The following is a 25,773-nucleotide window of genomic DNA, read 5'->3' on the forward strand; positions in this document are numbered from 1 at the left end:
CCACTTCGGCGGCAGATTCGGTGCATCCGCTGGTGCGGGTCGGCGCGGAATGGACATGGCGACTGCTTGTCCTGTTTGCCGGATTCATCACTTTCTGCCTGGTGGTGGCCAAGCTCAGCACCGTCGTCATTCCGTTGGGTCTGGCGCTACTGGCGTCGGCGATGCTCGTTCCCGTCGTCGATTGGATGCACCGACGTGGAGTGCCACGTGCTGTTGCGGTGATCGTCGTGATCATCGCCAGCATCGGGGTCGTCGCCGGAATAATGACCTTCATCGTCGAGCAGTTCATCGAGGGCCTGCCGCAGGTGGGCGATCAGTTCACCCAGTCCATCAACGGCATCGAAGAATGGCTCAGCAACGGCCCGCTGCACATCAGCGAGGATCAGATTCGGCAGGCCACCGACAACTTGGTGAAGGTCGTTCAGGACAACCAGGAAGCCGTCACCAGCGGAGCGTTGACCACGGCGGCGGTGATCGGCGAGATACTCACCGGCGCATTGCTCACCCTGTTCACTCTGATCTTCTTCCTGTACGGCGGCGATCAGATCTGGCAGTTCGTCACCCGGCTTGCCCCGACCGCAGCCCGCAGGAAGATCCGTACCGCGGGCATCCAGGGCTTCGGGTCTCTGGTGGGATACGTCCGAGCGACGGTTGCCGTCGCAGCCGCCGATGCCATCGGGATCGGAGCCGGGCTGGCCATTCTCGGTGTGCCACTGGCACTCCCACTGGCCTCGTTGGTGTTCATCGGAGCGTTCATCCCGATCATCGGTGCGGTGCTGACCGGATTCGTCGCGGTGTTCATCGCACTCGTGACCAAGGGACTGATCACCGCGGTCATCACCCTCGGCATCGTGGTGGCCGTGATGCAGCTCGAAGGCCATGTGCTGCAACCACTCCTGCTGGGCCGCGCCGTGCGGCTGCACCCGTTGGCGGTGGTTCTGTCCATCACCGTCGGCATTCTGCTCGCGGGCATCGTCGGCGGACTGCTGGCGGTGCCGATCGTCGCCGTCCTCAACACCGCCGTGCGGTCACTGCTCGCCGACGACCCGGACGAGGTCTACGAGGAACTCGAGGTACCCGACCCGCTGTATTCCGCCGAGCCGAGCGACCCACATACTCCGCCCGGGAGCGACGAGCCGGATCGGCTTGCCAAGGGACAGCTGACGATCCCGGATACGAAGACTGCGGGTCCGAAGACCGATGCGGACGGCTGACCGGGCACGGACCACGCTCACCTCGTCCGATCCCGACTCCCCGCTCTGGCGGGCCTCCCAGGCCTTTCGACTGGTCACCCTCGTCTACGCCATCGGCTACCAGGTGGCCACCGTCGACAACTACACCAATCCGCGGTTGAGCTGGATGTTGGTGGCACTGATGGCGGTGTGGTCGGGCGCGTCGGCTCTGATGCTCGCGCGCGCCTCGCTTCCGCGCTGGCAGGTGGTCCTCGCCGATCAGGTCATCGTGATCGCGCTGATGGCATCGACGAGATTGGTGGCCGACTACGACTGGTACAGCACCCGCCAAACCCTGCCGACCACACTGTGGGCGACCAATGCAGTCATCTCGGCCGCAATCCTGTTGGGCCCCAAAGGAGGAATCGCATCCGGGGTAGCGATGTCGGTGGTCAGCGCGCTCGTCCGCGACCGCTTCGACTCCGACCTCTGGTCCGATGCCACCGCCCCGGTGCTGCTCTCGGCCGGCCTGGCGCTGGGCATGGCGTCGAACACCGCCCGGCGCGCCCACGAGGAATTGCGTCGCGCAGCACGATCGGCCGCGATCACCGAGGAGCGAGAACGGCTGGCCCGGCAGGTACACGACGGGGTGCTGCAGGTGCTGGCGCTGGTGCGACGGCGTGGTCTCGAAATAGGCGGGCGTGCAGCCGAACTCGCCGAGCTGGCCGGCGAGCAGGAAGTCGCTCTGCGCGTGCTCATCTCGGAACAGGCGGCTCCGCGCGGCGATCACACCGGCTCGATCGTCGACGTCAGAGCACTGCTGCGGACTCAGGCGGGCACCTCGATCTCCGTCTCGACGCCTGCCGATCCGGTTCTCGTCGAATCCGAGGTCGCCGAGGAACTCGCCGCTGTCGTGGCAACCGCACTGTCCAACGTCGAGCTCCACGCGGGAGCCGATGCGAAGGCCTATGTGTTGCTCGAGGACGTCGACGGGGAATTGATCGTCAGTATCCGCGACGACGGCCGCGGAATCCCTGCCGGACGGCTCGCCGCCGCCGAGGCCGAGGGTCGAATGGGTGTCTCGAAGTCGATACTCGGCCGCGTCGAATCTCTCGGCGGTACTGCGATACTCGACACCGACGAGGGCGAGGGAACCGAATGGGAGATCCGCATTCCGCGAGCGAAGGGACCGGGATGACAGAGGAAGCGAATGCCGAGATCGCGGTGATGGTCGTCGACGACCATCCGATGTGGCGGGACGGCGTCGCCCGGGACCTCGAGGCCGCCGGTTTCAGGGTCGTCGCCACCGCGGACGGCGTCGCCGCTGCGCGGCGCCGCGCCCGAGCAACCACTCCCGACGTCGTGCTGATGGACATGCACCTACCCGACGGCAACGGAGCCGACGCCACCGTCGCCGTGCTCGACGCGTCGCCGCAGACGAAGATCCTCGTGCTCTCGGCGTCCGCGGAACGCAACGACGTGCTCGATGCCATCAAGGCCGGTGCGACGGGTTACCTGGTCAAGAGTGCATCGGCCGAGGAACTGTTCGACGCCGTCCGCGCCACGTCGGCCGGGCAGGCGGTGTTCACTCCCGGTCTCGCGGGCCTGGTGCTCGGAGAGTTCCGGCGGATGTCGTCGTCGCCCGAACCGGAATCCGACGCTCGCCCCACGCTGACCGACCGCGAGACCGAGGTGTTGCGACTGGTAGCAAAGGGTTTGAGCGCCAAACAGATTGCGACGCGATTGACGCTCAGTCATCGGACCGTCGAGAACCACGTCCAGGCGACCCTGCGAAAACTGCAGCTGGCCAACCGCGTCGAACTGACCCGATACGCCATCGAAAAAGGGCTGTGAGGGTTTGCGTCGGTAGCTCAGGGGCACTCTGCATCCCATGACCGACAACAAGAATGCAGTGGACACCACCGTCGACCCGGCGAAGCACTCGAAGGGCGTCGACGCCGATCTCGATCAGACCGTAGCCGAACGCGACGAGGCGATCGACGAGTTCGACGGCCATCTGGACGGATCGGGTGAGGATTCCTCGCTACCGACGCCCGAGCCGACCGACGTGGCCGACAAGTCCGAGGAGAAGACCGTCACACGGTCCGAGTAGCTCTACCGACTGCACAACCTGCCGAGCGCGAACTTGGCGACGGGCACGTACGGCAGAACCAGCGGCAGCGGGCCGTCGATCGTCAACCACGCCCTGGTGCCGCTGGGTCGGGAGACGACGCCGTGCGTCAGGTCCACCCCGATGGCCTGGTTCTGGAACCACGCCGACCACGCCCACGTCCAGGACTGCTCGTCGACCGAATGCACCCGAAAATCGATCGGCAGGCCCAGTGGCCCCAGCACTCGGCCGGTGGTGTCGGCGTCCAGACGCTCGCCGCGGTACTCGACGCCGATGATCTGCGGTGCCCAGGTCTTCCAGGCCGTCGGTTCCATGTAGCGCTCCCAGACCTCGGTGGCGGGGGCGTTGCCGGTGGATTGCAGTGTCACTCGCATCTGTCTCACCTACCCGTTGGTAGCGATCCCCACACAGAATTCCGCGAAGGTTCGGTCACCATCCATCGCCGCGCCGTCGGGCGGACTTGTCGCTGGGAAGACTGGTCGAGTGCGCATCGTCCAGCTCGCCAACTTCTACGGACCACGGTCCGGGGGATTGCGGACGGCCGTCGACCAGCTCGGATCGGGGTATGTCGCCGACGGCCACGAGGTGACTCTGATCGTGCCGGGAGATCGACGAAGCGAGACGCTCCTGCCGTCGGGAGTGGTGCGCATCGAGGTGCCGGCATCGCAGATCCCGCTCACCGGCGGGTATCGGGTGGCCGACCCGCGTCGGGTGTCCTCGGTGGCGGCCGGACTGCGGCCCGACGTGATCGAGGTGTCGGACCGACTGACGCTGCGCGGAATGGGTGCCTGGGCCGCGCGCCGAGACGTGCGCAGCGTGATGATCTCCCACGAACGCCTGGACCGACTGCTTGCGCAGACGATGCCGATGCGCTGCGCCCGCCCCATCGCGGACATGGCCAACCGTCGTACCGCCGACTCGTTCGACGCCGTCGTGTGCACCACGGAGTTCGCGAGACAGGAGTTCGACCGCATCGGTGTTCGCAACGTGCACCGAGTGCCGCTCGGCGTGGATCTCGACCTCTTCCATCCGCGTCGCCGGCAGGCAGGCGAACGATCCGCATGGCTGGGCAGTGCCGATCGACTGCTCGTGCACTGCGGCCGGCTCTCGGTGGAGAAGCACGTCGAGAGAAGCATCGATTCACTTGCTGCACTGTGTGATTCGGGAATGCGGGCGCGGCTGATCATCGCCGGCGACGGCCCCCGCCGAGCCGGTCTCGAACGACGCGCCCGCGGTCTGCCCGTCGACTTCCTCGGTTTCGTCGACGGCAGATCGGCCGTCGCAGCCCTGCTGGCCTCGGCGGACATCGCTCTCGCGCCGGGACCACATGAGACGTTCGGGCTCGCCGCGCTGGAATCGCTCGCCGCAGGCACCCCCGTCGTCGTCTCGGAGACCTCGGCGCTGGCGCAGATCGTCACCCCGCACTGCGGCGGATCCTCGGAGAACACCGCAGACGGATTCGCCGCCGAGATACAGCGAGTTCTCGAACTACCGGTCGACGGCCGCCGCATCGCCGCCAGGTTGCGCGCCGAACAGTTCGGATGGCCCGCGTCGGTGTCCGGAATGCTTTCCGTACTGGGCGGTCGCGTGGCCTGAGATCTTCGCTACCCTGAACGCATGGAGGCAAGGGATCTGAGAGTGTCCGATGCCGAACGCGAACACGTCGGAGAGCTGCTGCAGCGCGCCGTGGGCCAGGGCATGTTGTCGCTCGGCGAGTTCACCGAGCGAATGGACACCGCATTGGCGTCGAAGACCCGCGGTGAACTGAACTCGGTTCTCGCCGACCTGCCCGGGATGCAGATCGCCGAGGAGCATCGCCCGGCACCGAAACCCTTCGCCGCGCCCACCCCGCAACCGGCCCCGGGCCGCGTCGTTCAGGAGCACTGGGGGCACAGCAGCGGCGCGTCGGACACATTGCGCGGCACGATGTCCACGGTCACCCGTAAGGGGCCGTGGAACGTACCTGCGAATCTGCGCGTCTCCACCCGCATGTCGACGGTGACACTCGACTTCACCCAGGCGGTCATGTCGACGCAGGTGGTCGAGATTCACGTCGACGATTACTGCAGCACCGTGACACTGATCGTGCCGACCGAGGCGACGGTCGATCTCAACCGCGTCGAGACGGTGGCGGGTAGCGCTACCAACAAGGTTCGCACCGGCCCGCCGTACGGGCCGCTGCATCTTGTGGTCTCGGGCAAGGTTCGCTTGGGTTCGGTGACCGCCAAGCATCCGTTCGGTAGCTCGATCCGCCGTATGTTCGGCTAGCGAGGCGCTTCTACTCGAGTGATCCGAGTAGCACTACTCACGCTTTTCGACCGCGACGGTCGCAGGATCTAACCCATGACTTCTTCCCAGAACTCCGGGCTGGATCCGCAACTCGTCGCGCGACTGTCCAGCCGCTTCGATTCCCTGGGCGATCACATGCGCCAGGTGGCCGTCGATCTGCAGACGTTGCAGTCGCAGCTCGGTGCCGCAACGGCTCCTGCTCCGACGCGGCAGGCACCCGCACCGTCGGCTCCTGCCGTTCCGCCGCCGGTCGCGTCGCCGCCGTTGCCTCCGCAGCCCTACGGTCAGCCGTTCGGCCACCCGGTCCGTCAGCCGACGGGCCGGCAGATGTTTCGGCCCCAGCCCGCCATGACCTACCCCGCACCACCCCGGGGGCCGGTCGTCGCGCCTCGACCGCCGGCTCCGCCGCGCGAACCGTGGTGGCAGCGTGACGGTGTCATCAGCCGTCTGCTGGCTGTCGCAGGCGCGGGCGTCACCCTCGTCGGTGTGGTGATGCTGCTCGTCCTCGCCGCACAGGCCGGGTGGTTCGGTCCTCCTCTGCGCGTCGCCGCAGGCGCAGTGTTCTCACTCGCGCTGATCGGTGCAGGCGTCCGAGTGTTCGGCCGCTCGGGCGGCCGCGTCGGCGGAATCGCCCTCGCCGCCACCGGCATCGCGGGCCTGTACCTCGATGTACTCGCGACGTCCGTCCTGTACGGCTGGCTCGATCCCGTACTCGGGCTGATCACCGCATTCGGAATTGCCGCAGCCGGAACGGCACTCGCAGTGCAGTGGAAGTCGCAGCCGATGGCGGTGCTGATTCTCGCCGGCGTCGCGGTGTGTGGACCCGTGCTGACCGACGGCCTCACCCTGACCCTGATCGCGTTCCTCATCGCCACGTACGTCGCCAGCTTCCCGGCTCAGATCGGCCGCAATTGGCAACTCCTGCAGGTCGTTCGGACCGTACCCCTCGTCGGTGCGGTGCTGGCTGCCATCGCGAGTGTCGATCTGTCCGGATCCACCGGCGACCTCTGGCTACTCCTTGCCGTCGTGTCGGTGGCCGTCTTCGGCACCGGAACATCGCTGGAGTTGTTGCGCCGCAACGTCACCGATGTGGTCGCCACCGTCATGATCGCTCTCGCATCTGTGCCGGTGCTGGTGTCCGCAGACGTTTTCGAACGCGCCGCGACCGTCTCTGTCCAACTGGTTCTTGCTGCTGCAGCTGTGGCGATCGTGATTCTGGTGAGCTGGTTGCCGGGGCACGCTCGCATCACCGTCGCGGTGATCGGGGCCCTGGCGACGCTGCAGGCCGCAGTCGAGTCGACGACCCTCGAGATTCGCCCGGTCGTGCTGTTCGCCGTCGCGTTGGCCCTGATCGCGGTGGCCCACAGCACCCGCTCGACACTCGCATACTCGATCGGCAGCGGATTCGGCGTGATCGGCGCACTGATGTTCGTCTCGGTCAGTCCGCCACAGGCGCTGCTGGACTCCGATCACGCAGTGGGTAGCGTCGGGATCGCCCTGGGTGGAATCCTGCTCGCTGCAACGGCATTCGCCTTCGCCTACGTGCTCGCCGAACTGAAACTGGTCGACGACGGACTGCAGACCCTCGGCATCGTCTCCGGCGTACTCGCGCTGTACGGCCTGACGTCGGCAACGGTGACCCTCGGCATCGGAATCGGTGGCGAAACAACAGGATTCACAGCAGGCCACACCGCGGCGACCATCGAGTGGATGATCGCAGCCTTCGCACTCCTCGCATTCGGGCTGCGCAGCGTCACTCATGCTCATCTGGCCCTGCTGGCCGGACTGTCCCTGACCGCCGCGGCCATCGCAAAACTGTTCCTGTTCGACCTCGTCGCCCTGGACGGACTCTTCCGGGTCATCGCCTTCATTGCGGTGGGACTACTGCTGCTGATCGCCGGCACCCGATACGCCAAGGTGTTCGCGGACCGAGAAAGCGCGGCAGTTTCCTCCTGACCCCCCCTGCTGCGTCAATGGACCATTGCATACGTCTCGACGGTGCAATGGTCCATTCACGCGTCCGACCTGGGCCGGCCACACCGCGTGAATGGACCGTTGCATACGTCTCGGCGGTGCAGTGGTCCATTGACGCGTGTGGGGTGGGGCGGCGGCACGGCGGCGCGTCAGTCGTCTTTCGGAACCGTTTCGCCGAGTCCGAGTTTGCGTTGCATGCGCTTCATAGCGGCCGGTGCCCACCAGCTCGCGTCGCCGAGCAGCTTCATCGTCGCGGGCACCAAGAACATGCGAATGACGGTTGCATCGATGATGAGGGCGGCGATCATGCCGTAGGCGATGTATTTCATCATCACCAGATCCGAGAACGCGAATGCTCCGGTGACGACGATGAGAATCAACGCTGCCGCGGTGATGATGCGTCCGGTATGCGAGGTGCCGATGTGAATGGCTTCGCTTGTGCTGGCACCATTTTCGCGAGCTTCGACCATGCGGGAGAGTAGGAACACCTCGTAGTCGGTGGACAGTCCGAAGACGATGGCGGCGATCAGCAGCAGAATCATCGCCATGATCGGCCCGGGCGTGAAGTTCAGCCACGCCGCGCCGTGGCCGTCGATGAAGATCCACGTCAGAATGCCCATCGTGGCACCGAGTCCGAGGGTCGTCATCAGCACCGCCTTGATCGGCAAGACCAAGGAGCCGAACGTCAGGAACATCAGAACCGTGACGATGAGAACGACCAATACCGCCATCAGGGGTAGGCGGTCCACCAGTGCATCGATCGAATCCCGTTCGATCGCAGGCGTTCCCGTCACTTCCATCGAGGTGCCCTCGGGAGTGTCGATGCTGCGCAGGAACTCGATGGCGGGCGCTGCGTCGTTGCGATCGGTCAGTCCGGCCTTGAAGACGATGATGCCGTCCTTGCTGGCGCCGACCGGGGTGAACTGCTCGACCAGGCCGGGTGCGTTGTTCGCCTGGGTGGTGATGGCGGCGAGGTTCGACCCCTGGGCGTTCTGGATGACCAATTCGATCGGCTCGGTGCGCTGGCCGGGGAACAGTTCGTCGAACTGTTCCTGCGCCACTCGCGTCGGATTGTCCGGTGGCAGATACGTTTCGTTGATGCCGCCGAACGCGAGGTTCCCGATCGGAAGCGTCAGCGCCAGCAGTCCGAGCACGATGGTGACGACCACCTTGATGGGGTTGCGCATCACCCAGGTGGTGAGCTTGCCCCACATCCCGTTCTCGATCTCCTCCGAGGACTTGGTCTTGCGCATGAATGCCAGACCGAGCGCGTCGACGCGTGGGCCCAGTATGGACAGAATGGCCGGCAGGACGGTGATAGCGGTCAGCGCCGCGAGTGCAACCGTCGCAATCGAACCCAGGGCCACCGACCGCAGGAACCCGTGCGGAAACAGCAACAGACCACCGAGGCACGCGACGATGATCGTCGCCGAGAACGCCACCGTACGACCGGCCGTCATGACCGATCGACGGACGGCTTCGGGCGTCGACCGGCCGTCACCCAGTTCCTCTCGGAAACGCGACACGATGAACAGTCCGTAATCGATCGCCAGGCCGAGTCCCACCAGAGACACCACCGGTGCGACGAAGGTGTTCACTTCGGTGAAGTGGGTGAACAGCTTCACGATGCCGTTGGCGCCGACGACGGTCAGCGCGCCGACGATGAGTGGCAGCGCAGCGGCCACGACGCCGCCGAACACGAAGAACAGCAGCACCGCCACCGCCGGGATGGCGAGGATCTCCATGCGGTGGATGTCGTCGGTCATCGTCGACTGGAGTGCGGCCGCGACGGCTTGTTGGCCGGCGACCTGTACGTCGACGCCGTCGATGTAGAAGGCGTTCTGGACGGCCTGGAAGTTCTCGGTCAGCTCGGTGTCGTTGGTGCCGACGATCGCGATGCTGGCGATGGCGTGCTGCTTGTCCGTGGTGCCCAGCGCCGCCAGCACCGGGGCTTCGGCAGTCCGGAAGTAGCTGCCGTTGATTTTCGCGATGCGGTCCGGGTGATCGGCCACCAGTGAATCGAGATTGGCGACGACCGCAGCGTCGAATGCCGGGTCGTCGATGGTCGACCCCTCGGGCGCGGTGTAGAGGACGATCACATCACCCTCGGCATTGCGGCCGAACGTCTCCTCGGCGAGGTTGTTCGCAGCAGCAGATTGCGACGTGGGATCGTCGAAACCGCTCTGGCTCAGGTGGTCGGTGAGATCCCAGCCGTACGCCGCCAGGATCGACAGCCCGGCCACCATGACACCGAGAACGGTGTACCGGAGTCGGTGGACGAAATTTCCCCATCGAACGAACACGTGTGTGCAACTCCCCCCCGGATCCACGCGACTACCGCCGCCTCGTCGGCGAACAGTTCGGCCGACGAGGCAAGCCAATCACATCTGCGTCAGCGTGAGCGGTTGCGCTCGCGCGCGAGCAGTTCGCTGACGCTGAGCACGTGTCCGTTCTCGCCGCCGCGATGACGACCGCTGTCGCCGCCCTCGGTGGTCGGTGCGGCCCGGCGACCCGACGGCTTCTCGGACGGGGATTCGCTCGACGCGGATCCGTTGCTGCCGTTGCGATCGGTACCGGTCGGCTCCGTGCCGTTCCGCTCGGACCCGTTGCTGCCGTTGCGTTCGGAACCGTTGTTGCTGTGGCCGTTGCGTTCGGCACCGTTCTGCGGCGAGCTGTTCTCGTCGGGACCGGTGTGGTTCGAGTCGCTGTGGTTCGAGCCGTTCGAGGTCGAACCGTTGCGCGGTGTGCTCGGGGGTGGTGATGCGCTGGGTGCTCGCAGATCGGCGAGCCAGCTCTCGATGGAACGCGAATCCGGTTCCTCGGCCCGAGGTGCGCGAGCAGCCCGGGTTCGACTCGGCGGTGCGACTGGCGGACGCGGTGCGCTCGGTGCGCGGGGCGGCTGAGCCGACGGGGGAGCAGCCACCGGGTTGATCGGCGGTGCGGGCCGGACGACGTCTGCTGCCTGGGTCGGTTCCGGTTCGACGGTCGGGCGCGGGGCCACCGGTCGGCTCGGGGCAGGCCGAGGAGCGGGTTGTTCCTGCGGAGCTGCCTGGGTCGGGGGAGGGGTCGCGGTAGGTCGAGCGGCCGGTGCCGGAGGTGTGGCGGGAGCACGGGTCGGCTCGGGTGGGGTTGCCGGACGCCCCGTCACGCTGCGCCGGGATTCTTCCTTCGCGGCGTGGGTCGCCCGGATGGGTCCCCCGCCGTGCGGTGCGACCACCGGAATGGGTTCGGTGAGCGGATCGTTGCGGCGCGGTGCCGGACGCATCGGCGGCGCGACCGTACTCGACGGTGCACCGCCTGCGAGCGCGAGCTCGGGCACGTTGTCGATGGGGAGCAGCTCGTCCTCGAGGATGGTCTCGCCGAGTCCGAGTTTCTTCTGGATTCGCTTCATCCACTGCGGTGCCCACCAGCAGTCGTCGCCGAGCAGTTTCATCGTCGCCGGCACGAGGAACATGCGGATGAGGGTGGCGTCGATGATGAGGGCGGCGATCATGCCGTAGGCGATGTACTTCATCATCACCAGATCCGAGAACGCGAACGCTCCGGTGACGACGATGAGGATCAGGGCCGCGGCGGTGATGATACGTCCGGTATGCGAGGTTCCGATACGGATGGCTTCGCTTGTGCTGGCACCCTTTTCGCGAGCCTCGACCATGCGGGAGAGCAGGAAGACCTCGTAGTCGGTGGACAAGCCGAACACAATCGAGATGATCAGCACCAATACCGGAGCCATGATCGGACCAGGGGTGAAATTCATCAGCCCCGCCCCGTTGCCGTCGATGAATATCCACGTCAATATGCCCATGGTGGCACCGAGGCCGAGGACGGTCATGAGCACCGCCTTGATCGGCAACACCAACGATCCGAACGTCAGGAACATCAGCAGCGTCACGATGAACACCACCAGGACGGCCATCAACGGAAGTTTGTCGATGAGTGCACTGATCGAGTCCTGCTCGATGGCAGGTGTGCCGCCGACGAGAACCGACGCTCCTTCGGGCACGTCGATACTGCGGAGGAAGTCGATGGCGGGCTTGGAGTCGTTGCGATCGACCAGCCCGGCCTTGAAGACGATGATGCCGTCCTTGCTGGCCCCGTTGGGAGTGAACTGCTCGATCAAACCTGGCGCATTGTTGGCCTGGTTGGTGATCGCTGCGAGGTTGGCCCCCTGCGCATTGCTGATCACCAACTTGATCGGCTCGGTGCGCTGGCCGGGGAAGAGCGAATCGAACTCGCCCTGCGCTTCGCGGGTGACGTTGTCGGGAGGCAGATAGGTCTCGTTGATGCCGCCGAACTTGATGTTGCCGACCGGCAGCGTCAGGAGCACCAGGCCGAGCACGATGGGCACGGTGACCTTGACGGGGTTGCGCATCACCCAGCGGGTGAGGCGGCCCCACATGCCGTTCTCGATCTCCTCGCTCGACTTGGTCTTGCGCATGAACTTCAGACCGAGCGCGTCGACACGAGGGCCGAGGATGGCGAGCATCGCGGGCAGGATCGTGATGGCCGTCAGGGCCGCGAGTGCGACGGTGGCGATGGAGCCGTAGGCCACGGACTTGAGGAAGCCCTGCGGAAACAGCAACAGACCACCGAGCGACGCGACGATCATCGTCGCGGAGAACACCACGGTTCGACCGGCCGTCATGACCGTCCGGCGCACGGCCTGTGGCGTCGAGTAGCCGTCGCCGAGTTCCTCTCGGAATCTCGAGACGATGAACAATCCGTAGTCGATGGCCAAGCCGAGGCCGACGAGCGAGACCACGGGTGCGACGAACGAATTGACCTCGGTGAAGTTGGTGAACACCTTCACGATGCCGTTGGCTCCGACGACCGTCAGACCACCGATGATCAACGGGAGCGCGGCGGCCACGACGCCGCCGAAGATGAAGAACAGCAGCACCGCCACGGCAGGGATGGCGAGGATTTCCATGCGTTGGATGTCGCCGGCCATCGTCGACTGCAACGCGCCTGCGACGGCCTGCAGGCCGGTCACCTGCACGTTCACGCCGTCGATGTAGAAGACGTCCTTGACGGCTTGGAAGTTGTTGGTCAGTTCGGTGTCGTTGGCACCGGCGATGGCGATGCTGGCGATGGCGTGTTGTTTGTCGGTGGTGCCGAGCGCGGCGAGATTGGGCGCGCCCGTCCCGGGGAAGTAAGTGCCGTTGATCTTCTCGATCTGGTCCGGATGGTCGGCGACCAGAGAGTTCAAATTGTCGGTGATCGCCGACTGGAACGCCGGATCGTCGATGGTCGAGCCCTGCGGCGCGGTGTAGAGGACGATGACGTCACCCTGCTTGTCGCGACCGAAGGTGGTGTCTGCCAGACGGGCGGCCTGAGCCGATTCCGACGTCGGATCGTCCCAACCGCTCTGACTGAGATGGCTGTTGAGATCGAGACCGTAGGCGGCGAAGCCCAGCAGTCCGGCCACCATGACACCGATAACGGTGTACCGCAGCCGGTAGACGATGTCTCCCCATCTGGCGAACACTTAAGAAACTCCTTGGCGCCCGACGAGCAGGGCGGACAGCGGTCGGAAGGGCTGCAGCCACGCGCCTTCGTCGGGAAGCGAATCCAGACTCACCCGTGGCAGTGGCTCGCGGAAGACACCCGGGATGTCCTCGAGGTCGAGGAATTCCAGGATGTCCGACGTGACAGCCCAGCTTGCGTGCTCCCGGAAGCCCAATACCTGTACGGGCACTCCGGTTGCTGCGATGGCCTCCAGCGGCCCCTTGAACGCCTGACCGTCGGCGGACGCGACCATGACCCCGGCGAGGCCGCCGTCACGGTTGCGGAAGTCGATGTGGTCGAGCATGTCTGCGTCGACGTCACTGTCTTCGTCGACCTTGGGCTTGGCGAACACCGCGAAGCCCACGTTACGCAATGCTTCGACCCAGGGTCGGACCACATCTGCGCTGCCGGGGGCGATGTTGGTGAACACCGTGGCCTCGGGTTCGAGTGTCGCGGTGCCGGAGGTGGACAGTTCGGCGGTGCGGCTGAGCAGCCATCGGCCCAGGGCATCGAAGCGCGGACGGTAGGCGGCGGTGGGTCGGCCACCCAGAATTGCGCCGAGTCCCATGTCCAGGTTCGGCGCGTCCCAGACCAGCAGGACGCGTTTGCTGTGGCGCGATTCACCGATCGCGCCGAGTTCTGAGGGGTCGACCACGGTGTCGGGCATGTCCGTACTGACGCTCATGCTGTCTTCTTTCCCCAGATCAATTCCGTCACCGAGCTACCGACCAGCTGTGCCTTGCCCTCGAACTTCGTCACCGGTCGCTCGTGTGTCATGGGCGATTCCCAATCGAGAACGGTCAAACCGGGCTCGGCGTTCCCGGCCTCGGCAATCCACTCAGCGTATTCGGCATGATCGGTGGCCACGTGCAGAACGCCACCGGGCTTCAACCGATCCGCGATCATCGCGAAGGTCGGACCCTGCAGCAGTCGACGCTTGTGGTGCCGAACCTTGGGCCACGGGTCGGGGAAGAAGACGCGGACGCCGGTCAACGACTCCGAGGACAGCATGTTCTCGAGCACGTCCATCGCGTCACCGCGGAGCAACCGAACGTTCTCGATGCCTTCTCGTTCGATCTGCTGCAGTGTCTGGGCCAGGCCGGGTCGGTAGACCTCGACGGCCATCAGGTTGACGTGCGGCTCGGCCGAGGCCATTGCCGTGGTGGCCGTGCCCGTACCCGAGCCGATCTCGAGAATCGCCGGGCCGCTGCGCCCGAACCAGGCGTCGACGTCGATCTGCTCGTCGGCGACGTCGCGACCGATGCGCGGCCACAGGTTGTCCCAGGTGGTCTGCTGCGCTTCGGTCAGCGCTCCGCGCCGAGAGCGGAAACTCGTCACGCGGGGGTACAGCCGTGAGCCCCGTTCCTGGGTCTGCGCGGCGTTCTCCTCGGTGTCGACAGAGGTGTCCTGGGGCTCGTTCACCGGTCCATTGTCGCGCATCGGCGGGGCGTGTGACAGGTGGGTCTCGAGTTGAAGTTGAGACTTGCGGTCCTGCCGCTGATCAGCGCCAGGACGAACCCGCCTAATTACAACCGTGCAATTTCTCTCGACCGGCTCACGAGCGCCCGCGTGTGCCAGAATCGGTGCCGCAGCAGGGGGCTGTGCGTCGACTCTGAAACGTGGCGGCGGGGTCGTTCTGGGGGGAATCGAGCATGGACGTCGCCGAGGCAGGTCTGGGCCGATTGCGTGACCGCGCTGCGTCGAGCGACGCACATGCAGCCGTCGAATCCGCCGTCCACGAGCGCCTGCGGCCGATGACCGCACGGGTGACCGGCCGCACCGGCGTCGGGAAGTCCGCGGTTCTCGCCGTTGTCGGGTCGGTGTCGCTCGACGCCGACGGCCTCGATGTCCGATGGCACGAGGGCAGAACGGACAGCAGCGAGGGCGAGGTGCTCGTCCACGTGATCGCGGGTGCGGTGTCGCCGGTCGACACCGCACTGCTCGGTTCCAGGCCGAAGGATGTTCTGGACGGGACCGTCGTCGTGCTGACGAAGGCGGACACACTCGACGATCCCGCAGCCGCGGCCGCAGCGGCCTCGGAGCAGCTGGGGCGGACGGTGCTGCCGGTGATGGGAACGACCGCGGCGGGATTGCGAGGAGTGGGCCGGGCCGGTGCGCCCCTGGACATGGCCGACGTGCGAGCCGTCGCGTCGGCCGATCTGCGCCCGACCGACCTGATGACCGTCGAGCGGTTTCGCGCCGCCGACATCGCGGTGTCGACGCGTCGCAGAGACGCGCTGATCGAATGCATCGAACTGCGAGGTCTCGCCCTGCTCGTCGACGTACTGCGGCAGCGACCCGCTGTGTCCGACGCCGATGCGGCGCGCATGCTGGCCGACGCCACCGGTGCCGACGCCCTGATCGCCGCCGTCTCCACGGCCGTGTCGGCGGCCGCGGCGGCTCGGGACGCCGAACTGCATCGCACAGTGCAACAGATCTCCGCCGGCCACCGGCGGGTTCGTGACGCCGTCGAGTCGTACCTGGCCTCCGACGAAGCGGTGGCTGCCGAGATGCGCTACGCGGCTCTACGTCTGGGGGTGCCGATCGAGACCGGTTCGGAGCAGGTCGCGTTGGAGCAGGCGGTGCTGTGGAAGAGGCGGGCGGCCGCTGCCGGTGACCCCGACGTGCGCCGCGCGGCACTCGCGCTGTGTCGAGGGCACGTGCGAATGCTGCGCCGATGACCCCGCTCTCGGAAGACATGAAAAGCGTTCTACGACGCTGGAATTCGAGTGCACTCGACGAGATAGACAGGGCGAGGGGCAGCAGACCTGCAGGGGTTCACCTCACCGGTACCGCTGGGTCGGGCAAGTCCGAACTGCGCCGTGAGCTGTCCCGGCTCGGCGGCATCGAGTTCTCGGACTCGGTAGCCGACGCAGCCGTCGTGATGATCGTCGTCGACGCGTCGGCTCCGGTGGGCCGCGTCGAGGTCGAGCAGTGGCGAGCAGCCCTCGAATCCACGCCGGTCGTGTTCGTGGTGAACAAGATCGACGTGCATCGGCACTGGCGTGAAATTGTCTCGGCCGACAGTGACGTCGTTGCCGAGTGCGTCCCACGGGCGGTGGAGTGCACGTTCCATCCGATCTCGGTTCGGTTGGCGCGCACGGGCCGGGAGAGCGGTGACACAGCGATGTCTGCCGAGTCGGGTCTCGGAGCAGTGGCAGACCGACTGGGCGCGCTGCTGCTGGAGGCCACGGCTCTCGGATCCCAGCGCAAATATGCTGCGGCAGTGCAGGACTGCGCATCCGGAGCCAGAGCGTCGATCGTGGCGAGAGCGCGCGCGGTGACCGGGGGCGGTGATACGGCCGAACTCCGAGCGCGGCGAGCCGAGCTCGTCGGCGAACGAGAGAATCTCGGTGGCGATCGACGGGCGCTGCTGCACAACCGAATTCAACGGGTGCGCGTGGAGTCTCTCCATGTCGCCGCCGAAGATTTCCGCGCCCTGGTTGCCGAGGCCAAAGCCACGATCGACGGCGCCGGACGTGCAGAACTCACGCACCTTCCGGTGCATGTCGCCGAGTCCGCGCGCGGAGCCCGGAATCGAGCCGACGCGGCGCTCACGGCCCGCTTGCGGACGGTGCAGACCGATCTCGGGCTCACGCCGATACCGGCGGAATCGAGTGTCGCGGACGACCCGCTCGACATCGGGGAGCCGTCCCGGCGTCGGGGAATCGAGGATCTCGTCATGATCGTTGTCGGCGCGTCGGCGGGGGTAGGGCTCGGGCGGCTGGTGGTGTCGCCGATGGCGCTCGTGCCGGCCTGGGCCGTCGCCAACACCGTGATCGCCCTCGTCCTCGGTGGTGCGCTCGCCTGGTGGATCACGCGCTCGCGGGCGCTCGTGGCCGACCGTGCCCACCTGCGCGGCTGGATGCAGGAAAGCCTGGCTCGGGTGAAATCGTCGGTGGAGCAGCGATTGCTCTCGCGGATTCTCGATGCCGAGTCGATGCTCGCGTCCGCCGTCGCGACCGCGGACAGGGACGCAGTGGCCCGCATCGACGTCGCACTCGCCGAGGTCGATGCCGAGCTGCGTCGGCTCGCCGACCAACGATCGGCGCTGCTGTCTGCCTGCGATCGCGATCTCTCGGCACTCGAGCGGGGGCTCGAGCGATTCCGCGGACCTGATCGCGGTGCGTTCGTGCCCCGCGAACCCGACCATTTCTCCGCCGCGCACGCGGAACCGTTCGACGAGCCGGTGCGTCGGAGTCAGTAGGTGCAGTGTCGGGTTCGAGGGGAGGAGCGTCGATGATCGCGGTGGATGGCTTCGCAGCAGGGGGTTTCCTCACGGAGGAGGTCGACCACCACGATGTCGACGACCCGGGTGCGCCCGCGGTCTCGACGGACCTGTTCGATCTCGACGGAGACGGCCACTACGAGACCACCGTACGACGTACCGACGCCGGGATGACCGTGGCGACCGACGTCGACGGCGACGGTGTGACGGACAAGTTCACAGCGTTCGGACGTGACGGGCAGTACCGATCCTGGGAAATTTTTCGAGAAGCGAACGGTATCGGCCGGGGTGAAATGACCGAATCGGGTGAGCTGTAGTCCGGATGTCCGCGGAGGGTGTCGCCGCTGGTAGACGCCTTCTTGCGCGGATCTTTCCCTATCTGAATCGGTCCTGTGACTAATCGGACAACACCCTGTTTCCGGATTTACGTCGCTCGGCGTTAACCTGAACAACAGGACACCCGGCGCTCGACCCTCGGCTTGCTGTACCCGTTACGATGGTGTACTGCGGCTCGAACGGTCGAGCAGCGCCCCGCCGAGAGGGGAAAACCGAGATCTGCTCGCGCATGTTGCCCACAGTGATCGTGCGAGTACTTCCCGGTTCCGGCTCACCCCAGGAGAGTTAGATGACCTCAGCCACCATTCCCGGTTTGAGCGGCACCGACAATGTGCCGACTCGACACAAAGAACTGCTTGCCTGGGTTGCCCAGGTAGCCGAACTGACCGAACCGGATTCCGTGGTGTTCGCTGACGGATCCGACGCCGAATGGGAGCGCCTGACCGGCAAGCTGGTCGAGGCAGGCACCTTCACTCGTCTCAACGACGAGAAGAAGCCCAACTCGTTCCTCGGCAACTCCGACCCGTCGGACGTTGCTCGCGTCGAGTCGCGCACGTACATCTGTTCCAAGGAAGAGATCGACGCCGGTCCCACCAACAACTGGATGGAACCGTCCGAGATGCGGACGCTCATGACCGATCTCTACCGCGGTTGCATGCGCGGACGCACCATGTACGTCGTGCCGTTCTGCATGGGCCCGCTCGACGCGGCCGACCCCAAGTTGGGCGTCGAGCTCACCGACTCCGAGTACGTCGTCGTCTCGATGCGCGTGATGACCCGCATGGGCCAGGCCGCACTCGACAAGATCGGTGACGACGGTTTCTACGTCAAGGCGCTGCACTCGCTCGGCGCTCCGCTCGCCGAGGGCCAGGCCGACGTGCCGTGGCCGTGCAACGACACCAAATACATCACGCACTTCCCCGAGGATCGTGAGATCTGGAGCTACGGATCCGGCTACGGCGGCAACGCCCTGCTCGGCAAGAAGTGCTACTCGCTGCGTATCGCGTCGGCGATGGCTCACGACGAGGGCTGGCTCGCCGAGCACATGCTGATTCTCAAGCTGATCTCGCCCGAGGACAAGGCCTACTACATCGCCGCGGCGTTCCCGTCCGCGTGTGGCAAGACCAACCTCGCGATGATTCAGCCGACCATCCCGGGCTGGCGTGCCGAGACCATCGGTGACGACATCGCGTGGATGCGTTTCGGTGAGGACGGTCGTCTCTACGCCGTCAACCCCGAGTACGGCTTCTTCGGCGTCGCACCGGGTACCAACTGGGACTCGAACCCCAACGCGATGAAGACCATCGACCAGGGCAACTCGGTGTTCACCAACGTCGGCATGACCGACGACGGCGACGTGTGGTGGGAGGGCCTCGAAGGCAAGCCCGAGCACCTGATCGACTGGAAGGGCAACGACTGGACCCCCGAGTCCGGAACCGATGCCGCGCACCCCAACTCGCGCTACTGCGTGCCGATGGCCCAGTGCCCGTCCATGGCTCCCGAGTGGGACGACCCGAAGGGCGTGCCGATCTCGGCGATCCTGTTCGGTGGACGTCGTAAGACCACCGTTCCGCTGGTGACCGAAGCTCGTGACTGGCAGCACGGAGTGTTCATGGGAGCAACCGTCGGCTCCGAGCAGACCGCTGCCGCCGAGGGCACCGTCGGAACCGTCCGACGCGACCCGATGGCCATGCTGCCGTTCCTCGGCTACAACGTCGGAGACTACTTCCAGCACTGGATCGACCTCGGCAAGAACGCCGACGAGTCGAAGCTGCCGAAGGTGTTCTACGTCAACTGGTTCCGTCGCGGCGACGACAAGCGCTTCCTGTGGCCCGGATTCGGTGAGAACTCGCGCGTGCTCAAGTGGATCGTCGAGCGCATCGAGCACAAGGCCGCAGGCATCGAGACGCCGATCGGTGTGGTCCCCACCGCCGAGGCACTCGATATCGACGGACTCGACACCACCGTCGAGGACGTGGCCGAGGCACTCGCGGTGAACTCCGACGAGTGGAAGGCCGAAATCCCGCTGATCCAGGAGTGGTTCGACTTCGTCGGCGAGAAACTGCCCACCGGAATTCAGGACGAATTCGACGCCCTCAAGCAGCGCCTGGGCGCGTAGTATTCACGACACAGAACGGGGCTCACCGAGGGGTGGGCCCCGTTCTGGCTGTGTGGGTATGCCCGGTCAGGCAGTGAGCGCGGCTGCCCCGGCCAAGGTGCCGAGGCCACCCAGAGCAGCGGGTACCACCTGCAGGCCGTCGAGGAATTTCAGACGCGCGTGCAGCGCGATCGACTCCTGGATCGGATTCCACAGCGGCGGGCCGGCTTGAGCGAAGCCACCACCGATCACCACCATGCGTACGTCCACCAGTGCGACGGCCGACGCGATCGCCTGACCCAGTGCCACTCCGGCGCGCTGCAGCGAGGTGATGGCGACCGGCTCCCCGGCGGCGGCATCGGCGGCCAATTCGGTTCCGGTGCTGCCGGTCCAACCCAGCTCGCGCGCCCATCGCACTGCCGACGGCCCACTCGAGACGGTTTCCACGCATCCGATTCCGCCGCACGCGCAGGGCGTCGTCGAACCGGGAACGACGATGTGGCCGATGTGCCCGGCGTTTCCGCTTGCACCGGCGACGATCTTCCCGCCCAGCACCAACCCACCGCCGATGCCGGTCGACACCACCAGGCTCAGCACGTCCGGAACTCCTACGGCGGCACCGAAGCGGTGCTCACCGAGTGCCGCTGCGCTGCCGTCCATCGCGAGGCGGATGTCGGCTTCGGGGAAGACCTCGGCGATGTGATCGCGCAGACCGAAGCCGGCCTTCCACTCGTCGATGTTGATCGGTGCGACCGACCCGGTCTCGAGATCCACCGGACCGGAGCAGGCGACGCCGATCCGAGTGACAGTGGCGGGTTCGGTCGTGTTTCGAAGCAGCTCGGCGCAGGCGTCCCAGACATCGGACTCGGGCGTCGGCACCGTGACCGGATTCTCCGGCCGCCCGTCGTCGCCGACGAGTGCCGCCGTCATCTTGGTGCCGCCGATGTCGAGTGCGAGTGCCGTCATCGTTCCAGGCTATGTGTTCGGTTTCAGGACGAGGACGAGGTTGCTGCCGAGGAACTCGCGGAGTATCGGAACGCGCATAATCCACCATGCCCAGCGGGGGTGGTAGCGCGGGAATGCGGCCAGTAGCGTCGCGTTGGGAGTGCTTCGTGCCCAACGTAATCCGTCTGCTGCGCTGATGTCGAACAGTGATTCGCCGAATCGATTCTTCGGTTCGTGACCGGTGGTGCGGACGTAGCGGCGGGCTGCGTATTCGCCGCCGAGGTAGTGCCAGGGCCGGGTCTCGTGGCCGCCGAACGGACCGAACCAGATGGTGTACGAGAGGACCGTCAACCCGCCGGGCTTGGTGACCCGCAGCATCTCCTCGGCCATGGTCCACGGCTCGCGGACGTGCTCGGCGACGTTCGACGAGAAGCAGATGTCGACACTGTCGTCACGGAACGGTAGTGCCATCCCGGAGCCGCGCACCGAACCGGGAATCTGCAGACCTGCCGCGTGCATCTCGGACGCGTCGGGCTCGACGGGCAGGTAGCGCGCGCAGCTCGCACCGAAGACCTCGGCGAAGTATCCGGGTCCGCCGCCCACGTCCAACACGGTCGCCGCGGACATGTCGGTGCCGGTCAGACCCCGATACAGATCGCCGATCAGCTCCACGGAATCGCGGGCCAGTGCGCCGTAGAAGATGTCGGGAGCACTCTGCTCGTGTCCGAAGTCCTTCAGCAGACTCACCGAGCGGCGCAGTGTCGCGCGAGAGGCGAACAGACGTGTCACGGCGGAAGTCACGAAGACGAACCCTAGCGGTTACTGTGGCAACGGTAATCGACGGCGGTCGAGAAACGAACATGCGGAAATTGGGTGAAGCGGGCTGTGCGCGAGGTTCTGTTGCTGTGCTGGCGCGATACCGGGCACCCGCAGGGCGGCGGCAGCGAGCGATACCTCGAGCAGGTGGGCGCAGGTCTGGCTCGACGCGGCGTCCGCGTCACGCTGAGGACGGCGTCGTACCCCGGAGCTCCCGCCGAAGAGATCGTCGACGGGATTCGCATCAGTCGCGGTGGTGGACGCCTGTCGGTGTATCCCCGCGCCCTGGCCGCCATCGCAGCCGGCCGGCTCGGTTTCGGCCCGCTCAAAGGCATTGCACCCGACGCGGTGATCGACACCCAGAACGGCATTCCCTTCTTCTCACGTGCCGCGCTCGGCGTACCGGTGACATTGCTGGTGCACCATTGCCACCGCGAGCAGTGGCCGGTCGCGGGTCCGATCATGGCCAAGCTCGGTTGGTGGCTCGAATCGACCGTGTCCCCGAGAGTCCACCGCCGCAATCAGTACCTGACGGTGTCGTTGCCGTCCGCGGACGAGTTGGTCGCACTGGGCGTCGACCGCGAGCGCATCGCCGTGGTGCGCAACGGAGCCGACGAGATTCCCCTGGCGGTGCCCGAGGGTGACGAGAGCACCCGCACCGCGCACCCGTCGCTGACCGTGCTGTCCCGGTTGGTTCCGCACAAGCAGATCGAGGACGCCCTCGACGTCGTCGCCGCGCTGCGGGGCCGAATTCCGAACATCCACCTCGACATCATCGGCGGCGGTTGGTGGGAGCAGAACCTCCGCGACTACGCGAGTGAACTGGGGATCGATCGATTCGTCACCTTCCACGGTCATGTGGACGAGGACCGCAAGCACGCGCTGCTCGGTCGCTCGTGGGTGCACGTGATGCCGTCCCGCAAGGAGGGTTGGGGTCTGGCGGTCGTCGAGGCAGCTCAGCACGGCGTGCCGACCGTCGGCTACCGAAGTTCCAAGGGCCTCACCGATTCGATCATCGACGGCGTCACCGGAGTTCTGGTGGGCAGGCTTTCGGATGGAGAAGAGGACCGGGACGTCTCCGGTCTGACCGCTGCCGTCTCGGAACTGCTGCAGGACGCCGAAGCCCGAACTCGGCTGGGTGAGAAGGCGAGAGTACGCGCGGCGGAATTCTCCTGGGAGCAGTGCGCAGAAGGTGTCTACTCGGTGCTCGACGCGACGACGCGTGGCTCGTGGTCGTCAGGGCTGGTGGGTGCGCAGCACTCGGATTCGGCCCAGCAGTCCTACCGCTAGTCCGCCGAGAAGTAGTAGTGCCCAGGCGAGGTGGGCAACGATCACGGCTGCAGCTGGGCGGCTTTCGGTGAGCACGGGATCGGGTACTCGGTAGAGCGTGAGCTGCTCGTCGGAGTACACGGTGTCCAATGGATCGAGTGTTTGCGCGGATTCGCCGAGTTCGCCGGGGGTGGTGTTCTCCACCAGTACCCAGCCGACACCCAGCTGTGCGATCACGTTCATGGGTTCGCCTGCGAGCAGCGCATTCTGGACCTCCGTCGCGCGCGCCCCCTCACCCCGCACCGTGCCGCCCGCGACGATGAGCTCGCCGGTCTGCAACACGTCCGACGGCAGCATCCGCGGCGCAGGATCGAGAACGGGAGCACTGCCGCTGTACGGAAAGCGGCGGAACATCCCGGCCGGTAGTACCGCGACATCGCCTGCGGTGCCCTGTACTTCGTCTGCGACCGCCTGCCAGGACACCGGGTACGCCACCGGCCGCATCGAGTTCCCGACGCCCCAGGCCAGGTCGGGTAGTGCGATCAGCAGGGCCAGTATCGCAACGGCGCCCCCGAATCGGGTGCGCTGGACCGCGCTCAGCGCGGTTGGCTGCACCGGATTCGGTCGACGCCGGGGAGAAAACGCAGCCGCGGCGGCCAACGCATAGATCGGCATCGCCAGCGCGACCCATTTCTGCGAGTCCCGGAGCAGACCGGCACCGGGCACCGTCTCGCCCAGAGCCCGGGCGACTGCCAGCCCCGGTCCCGTCGCTGCCAGCGCAGGAGCTGCAATGGCAAGCAACGCAACGACAGCGAGTCCCAGGATCACCGGATTTCTTCGGCGCCTGATCAGCGGCCGCACCCCGAACGCGACGACGGTCAACAGCAGCGCCGTGCCCACGAACGCGAAAATGCTTGTACGAGAGGCGGGTACAGCATCGGAATTCCAGATTCCGCCGAGGCCGGCCAGGGAGCCGAGGGTACCGAGGCCGGGCTCGGCACGAGCCGCGAACGCCGCCCACCCCGCCGGATCCGTCTGCTCGACGCCACCGCCGGACACCGCCGTCGCCACCAGCCACGGTGCCGACGCCACCGCCGCCAGTCCGAGGGTGCCGACCACGCGCAGGCCGCGTCGGGCACCCCCGGGGAGGGCGAGGACCACCAGGGCGATGGTCGCGGCGAGCAACGCGCCGGTGGGGGTGAGCCCGGCAGCAGCGAGACAGACTGCGAGCGCCCACCAGGAACGACTCTGCCGGACCGCGAGTGCGGCGACCACGGTCCACGGCAGGGCGGCATAGCCGACGAGCAGGCTCCAGTGTCCCTGCAGCAGTCGCTCGGCGACGTACGGGTTCCACACGGCCACCGTCGATGCGACGAGCAGCGCGGGTAGTGGGGCTGTCGGCAGCACTGTTCGTGCCATGACCGCTGCACCCCACCCGGTCAGCCACAGGGCCAGCAGCAGAATCGTCTTGACCACCAGGCCACCGTCGAACACCGTCGTCAGCGCGGCAATAGCGGCGTCCTGCGGAACGGCCCGCGCGGCCGCGTCGGCGATTCCCCAGGCGGAGTCGGTGAAGTAGGAACGGGGAGTGCTGACGGCGTCGCGCAGCAGGAGATAGCCGGGGCCGAGAAGCGGGCCGAGAATCACCACGGCGAGCAGCAGGCTGTAGAGCGGCGGTGTCCACCTCGACCTCGACCACGCCATGATCGGCACCCTATACCGTGGGCTCATGTCTTTCCGCGCCTCGTCCGAGGCAGACCACACGGCGGGTGCCTCGGTCGCCGGGATGGGGATGGTGACCGCCGGTTCGATGTTCGCGAACGTTGCGGCATACCTGCTGCAGGTTCTCGCGAGCCGGATGCTCGGCGTCGAGGGCTACGGAGAATTCGCGAGTCTGCTTGCTGCGCAATTGGTTCTCGCGGTTCCGGCGTTGGCGTTGCAGTCCGTCGTTGCGCGTGAAGTGGTGCGCGGGCGCAGTTCTCGTGAACTGCGAACAGTGGGGTATCGGTGTGCGGCGGTGGTGGGGGTGCTCGCCCTGGCACTGGCCCCCGCACTGTCCGCGGCCATGGACGTCTCGATGGCGGCGACCGTATCGGCGGTCATCGCTGCGCCGGTGCTGGTGCTGTTGGCCGCCGAACAGGGCTTGCTGCAGGGACGTGGGCGATTCGGAGCCCTGAGTGTGGTGTTGGCCGCCGCCGGCTTCGGCAAGGTGGCTCCGGCCGTGCTGGTGTTGGTGCTCGGCGGTGGGCCCGGTTCGGTTCTGTTGGCCACGGCCGCGGGCATCGGCGTGGTGGCGCTCGGTGCGCGGTGGACGGCCGGGGTGCCGGTGAACTCGGTGTCGGAAACCAAGGTCACCGTTCTGGCCGTGCTGCAGGCCTCTCAGGTGCAGTTGGTGTTGATCGCGATGTCCGCGCTGGATCTGGTGCTGGCGCGCACGCTGCTCAGCTCCAACGAGGCCGGGCTGTACGCCGTCGGAGCCGTTGCGTCCAAGGCGGCGTTCTGGTTGCCGCAGGCCGTCGGTGTCGTGCTGTATCCACGGATGGCGAACCCGCTGCATTCTGCCTCCGCTGTGCGATCTGCGCTGGCCGTCGTCGCGGGGCTCGGTACGGTTCTGGTGATCGGCGGTGCACTGGCGTCTCCGCTGTTGCCGTTGGTGGTGGGCGATACGTATTCCGGTGTGCAGGAGTACGTCTGGCTGTTCGTGCTGCAGGGTGCGTGCCTGGCCGTGCTGCAGAGCGCGTTGCTGTGGGCCATCGCGGGCGAACGCACCCACCTCGCTCTCGTCGCCTGGTTCGCCCTCGGTGTCGAGGTATTGCTGTTGCTGTTCGTGGCGGCGACGCTCGCGCAGTTCGTCGTCGTCGCCGCAGTCACCGCCGCGGTGACGATGGTGGTGGTATGCGGCCTGGTGTTGTGGGGGAACCGAGCAGCTCGCCCGTCGACCTGACAAACCTGTTCGCAGGTCCTGCTTCCAGCTCGAATGGTATTCGGCCACAACGAGGTCAGGCGC

General features: G+C 66.5%; 21 protein-coding genes. 13 read left to right on the forward strand and 8 right to left on the reverse strand.

Features of this window, described 5'->3' with window-relative positions; translation table 11 throughout:
• Positions 1 to 20 precede the first annotated feature (20 nt).
• Genes CH302_RS18035 through CH302_RS18050 form a run of 4 tightly spaced genes read left to right on the forward strand, consistent with a single transcriptional unit; the run spans position 21 to position 3,285 of the window.
• The gene (locus CH302_RS18035; protein ID WP_037195964.1) at positions 21 to 1,214 is read left to right on the forward strand and encodes an AI-2E family transporter; all 1,194 of its coding nucleotides are present in this window, start codon (positions 21 to 23) and stop codon (positions 1,212 to 1,214) included.
• Positions 1,201 to 2,370, forward strand: coding sequence for a MacS family sensor histidine kinase (gene macS / locus CH302_RS18040; protein WP_037195961.1), 1,170 nt, complete (start codon positions 1,201 to 1,203; stop codon positions 2,368 to 2,370). Before CH302_RS18035 ends, macS begins: the two co-directional genes overlap by 14 nt.
• On the forward strand, positions 2,367 to 3,026 hold the full coding sequence (locus tag CH302_RS18045; protein WP_037196234.1) for a response regulator: 660 nt from the start codon (positions 2,367 to 2,369) through the stop codon (positions 3,024 to 3,026). Before macS ends, CH302_RS18045 begins: the two co-directional genes overlap by 4 nt.
• 37 nt (positions 3,027 to 3,063) lie before the next feature.
• Complete coding sequence (locus tag CH302_RS18050) at positions 3,064 to 3,285, forward strand: hypothetical protein (protein WP_037195959.1); 222 nt, start codon at positions 3,064 to 3,066, stop codon at positions 3,283 to 3,285.
• A 2-nt stretch (positions 3,286 to 3,287) separates the two neighbouring features.
• Here the strand turns inward: CH302_RS18050 and CH302_RS18055 are convergent, their stop codons facing one another.
• The gene (locus CH302_RS18055; protein WP_037195957.1) at positions 3,288 to 3,677 is read right to left on the reverse strand and encodes a MarR family transcriptional regulator; all 390 of its coding nucleotides are present in this window, start codon (positions 3,675 to 3,677) and stop codon (positions 3,288 to 3,290) included.
• Between the two features lie 109 nt (positions 3,678 to 3,786).
• On the opposite strand from CH302_RS18055, the gene CH302_RS18060 reads away from it, so the two are divergent.
• The 3 genes from CH302_RS18060 (at position 3,787) to CH302_RS18070 (ending at position 7,548) form a co-directional block, all read left to right on the forward strand.
• Positions 3,787 to 4,899: a glycosyltransferase gene (locus CH302_RS18060; RefSeq protein WP_037195955.1), complete on the forward strand. Its 1,113-nt coding sequence runs from the start codon at positions 3,787 to 3,789 to the stop codon at positions 4,897 to 4,899.
• A 21-nt stretch (positions 4,900 to 4,920) separates the two neighbouring features.
• Positions 4,921 to 5,571, forward strand: a complete 651-nt coding sequence (locus tag CH302_RS18065) for a DUF1707 SHOCT-like domain-containing protein (protein ID WP_037195953.1) — start codon at positions 4,921 to 4,923, stop codon at positions 5,569 to 5,571.
• 75 nt (positions 5,572 to 5,646) lie between these two features.
• Positions 5,647 to 7,548 carry a DUF2339 domain-containing protein gene (locus tag CH302_RS18070; protein WP_176460730.1) on the forward strand — a complete coding sequence of 634 codons (1,902 nt, stop codon included), beginning with the start codon at positions 5,647 to 5,649 and terminating at the stop codon, positions 7,546 to 7,548.
• A 167-nt stretch (positions 7,549 to 7,715) separates the two neighbouring features.
• On the opposite strand, the gene CH302_RS18075 is transcribed toward CH302_RS18070, so the two are convergent.
• From CH302_RS18075 to trmB, 4 genes are all read right to left on the reverse strand, one after another.
• Positions 7,716 to 9,869, reverse strand: coding sequence for an MMPL family transporter (locus CH302_RS18075; protein WP_037195950.1), 2,154 nt, complete (start codon positions 9,867 to 9,869; stop codon positions 7,716 to 7,718).
• Between the two features lie 89 nt (positions 9,870 to 9,958).
• Positions 9,959 to 13,054, reverse strand: a complete 3,096-nt coding sequence (locus CH302_RS18080) for an MMPL family transporter (protein ID WP_037195949.1) — start codon at positions 13,052 to 13,054, stop codon at positions 9,959 to 9,961.
• Positions 13,055 to 13,741 (reverse strand): NYN domain-containing protein, encoded by a 687-nt coding sequence (locus CH302_RS18085; protein WP_230596533.1) that lies wholly within the window; start codon positions 13,739 to 13,741, stop codon positions 13,055 to 13,057. It lies immediately after the preceding gene.
• Between the two features lie 14 nt (positions 13,742 to 13,755).
• Positions 13,756 to 14,514, reverse strand: coding sequence for a tRNA (guanosine(46)-N7)-methyltransferase TrmB (gene trmB, locus CH302_RS18090; protein WP_037195945.1), 759 nt, complete (start codon positions 14,512 to 14,514; stop codon positions 13,756 to 13,758).
• 212 nt (positions 14,515 to 14,726) lie between these two features.
• Between trmB and CH302_RS18095 the strand changes: the two genes are divergently transcribed.
• The 4 genes from CH302_RS18095 (at position 14,727) to CH302_RS18110 (ending at position 19,757) form a co-directional block, all read left to right on the forward strand.
• Positions 14,727 to 15,755 carry a hypothetical protein gene (locus CH302_RS18095; RefSeq protein WP_037195943.1) on the forward strand — a complete coding sequence of 343 codons (1,029 nt, stop codon included), beginning with the start codon at positions 14,727 to 14,729 and terminating at the stop codon, positions 15,753 to 15,755.
• On the forward strand, positions 15,752 to 17,281 hold the full coding sequence (locus tag CH302_RS18100) for a hypothetical protein (protein WP_037195940.1): 1,530 nt from the start codon (positions 15,752 to 15,754) through the stop codon (positions 17,279 to 17,281). The genes CH302_RS18095 and CH302_RS18100 overlap by 4 nt, the downstream gene beginning before the upstream one ends.
• Before the next feature lie 32 nt (positions 17,282 to 17,313).
• Positions 17,314 to 17,619, forward strand: a complete 306-nt coding sequence (locus CH302_RS18105; protein WP_052048118.1) for a DUF6802 family protein — start codon at positions 17,314 to 17,316, stop codon at positions 17,617 to 17,619.
• Between the two features lie 308 nt (positions 17,620 to 17,927).
• Positions 17,928 to 19,757, forward strand: a complete 1,830-nt coding sequence (locus tag CH302_RS18110; protein ID WP_037195939.1) for a phosphoenolpyruvate carboxykinase (GTP) — start codon at positions 17,928 to 17,930, stop codon at positions 19,755 to 19,757.
• Between the two features lie 66 nt (positions 19,758 to 19,823).
• Here CH302_RS18110 and CH302_RS18115 read toward each other — a convergent pair whose 3' ends face one another.
• Together CH302_RS18115 and CH302_RS18120 are read right to left on the reverse strand one after the other, a co-directional pair.
• Positions 19,824 to 20,702: an ROK family protein gene (locus CH302_RS18115; protein ID WP_037195936.1), complete on the reverse strand. Its 879-nt coding sequence runs from the start codon at positions 20,700 to 20,702 to the stop codon at positions 19,824 to 19,826.
• 9 nt (positions 20,703 to 20,711) lie between these two features.
• Positions 20,712 to 21,482 carry a class I SAM-dependent methyltransferase gene (locus tag CH302_RS18120; RefSeq protein WP_230596524.1) on the reverse strand — a complete coding sequence of 257 codons (771 nt, stop codon included), beginning with the start codon at positions 21,480 to 21,482 and terminating at the stop codon, positions 20,712 to 20,714.
• Between the two features lie 84 nt (positions 21,483 to 21,566).
• Between CH302_RS18120 and CH302_RS18125 the strand changes: the two genes are divergently transcribed.
• Positions 21,567 to 22,787 carry a glycosyltransferase family 4 protein gene (locus tag CH302_RS18125; protein ID WP_037196231.1) on the forward strand — a complete coding sequence of 407 codons (1,221 nt, stop codon included), beginning with the start codon at positions 21,567 to 21,569 and terminating at the stop codon, positions 22,785 to 22,787.
• Here CH302_RS18125 and CH302_RS18130 read toward each other — a convergent pair.
• Positions 22,734 to 24,470, reverse strand: coding sequence for a hypothetical protein (locus tag CH302_RS18130; protein ID WP_371828464.1), 1,737 nt, complete (start codon positions 24,468 to 24,470; stop codon positions 22,734 to 22,736). The genes CH302_RS18125 and CH302_RS18130 overlap by 54 nt on opposite strands.
• 25 nt (positions 24,471 to 24,495) lie before the next feature.
• Here CH302_RS18130 and CH302_RS18135 point away from each other — a divergent pair, with 25 nt between their 5' ends.
• Positions 24,496 to 25,710 (forward strand): polysaccharide biosynthesis protein, encoded by a 1,215-nt coding sequence (locus CH302_RS18135; RefSeq protein WP_176460731.1) that lies wholly within the window; start codon positions 24,496 to 24,498, stop codon positions 25,708 to 25,710.
• The last annotated feature ends 63 nt before the right edge of the window (positions 25,711 to 25,773 follow it).

The sequence above is a fragment of the Rhodococcus sp. 15-2388-1-1a genome (assembly GCF_002259145.1).
Taxonomy (GTDB): domain Bacteria; phylum Actinomycetota; class Actinomycetes; order Mycobacteriales; family Mycobacteriaceae; genus Rhodococcoides.

Excerpts from the sequence above, each read along its gene's own strand:
- trmB (WP_037195945.1), bottom strand. The coding sequence starts at position 14,514 with ATGCGCGACAATGGACCGGTGAACGAGCCCCAGGACACCTCTGTCGAC.
- CH302_RS18045 (WP_037196234.1), top strand. The coding sequence starts at position 2,367 with ATGACAGAGGAAGCGAATGCCGAGATCGCGGTGATGGTCGTCGACGAC.
- CH302_RS18130 (WP_371828464.1), bottom strand. The coding sequence starts at position 24,470 with ATGGCGTGGTCGAGGTCGAGGTGGACACCGCCGCTCTACAGCCTGCTG.
- CH302_RS18115 (WP_037195936.1), bottom strand. The coding sequence starts at position 20,702 with ATGACGGCACTCGCACTCGACATCGGCGGCACCAAGATGACGGCGGCA.
- CH302_RS18070 (WP_176460730.1), top strand. The coding sequence starts at position 5,647 with ATGACTTCTTCCCAGAACTCCGGGCTGGATCCGCAACTCGTCGCGCGA.
- CH302_RS18095 (WP_037195943.1), top strand. The coding sequence starts at position 14,727 with ATGGACGTCGCCGAGGCAGGTCTGGGCCGATTGCGTGACCGCGCTGCG.
- CH302_RS18055 (WP_037195957.1), bottom strand. The coding sequence starts at position 3,677 with ATGCGAGTGACACTGCAATCCACCGGCAACGCCCCCGCCACCGAGGTC.
- CH302_RS18105 (WP_052048118.1), top strand. The coding sequence starts at position 17,314 with ATGATCGCGGTGGATGGCTTCGCAGCAGGGGGTTTCCTCACGGAGGAG.
- CH302_RS18100 (WP_037195940.1), top strand. The coding sequence starts at position 15,752 with ATGACCCCGCTCTCGGAAGACATGAAAAGCGTTCTACGACGCTGGAAT.
- macS (WP_037195961.1), top strand. The coding sequence starts at position 1,201 with ATGCGGACGGCTGACCGGGCACGGACCACGCTCACCTCGTCCGATCCC.
- CH302_RS18085 (WP_230596533.1), bottom strand. The coding sequence starts at position 13,741 with ATGCCCGACACCGTGGTCGACCCCTCAGAACTCGGCGCGATCGGTGAA.
- CH302_RS18110 (WP_037195939.1), top strand. The coding sequence starts at position 17,928 with ATGACCTCAGCCACCATTCCCGGTTTGAGCGGCACCGACAATGTGCCG.
- CH302_RS18065 (WP_037195953.1), top strand. The coding sequence starts at position 4,921 with ATGGAGGCAAGGGATCTGAGAGTGTCCGATGCCGAACGCGAACACGTC.
- CH302_RS18050 (WP_037195959.1), top strand. The coding sequence starts at position 3,064 with ATGACCGACAACAAGAATGCAGTGGACACCACCGTCGACCCGGCGAAG.
- CH302_RS18135 (WP_176460731.1), top strand. The coding sequence starts at position 24,496 with ATGTCTTTCCGCGCCTCGTCCGAGGCAGACCACACGGCGGGTGCCTCG.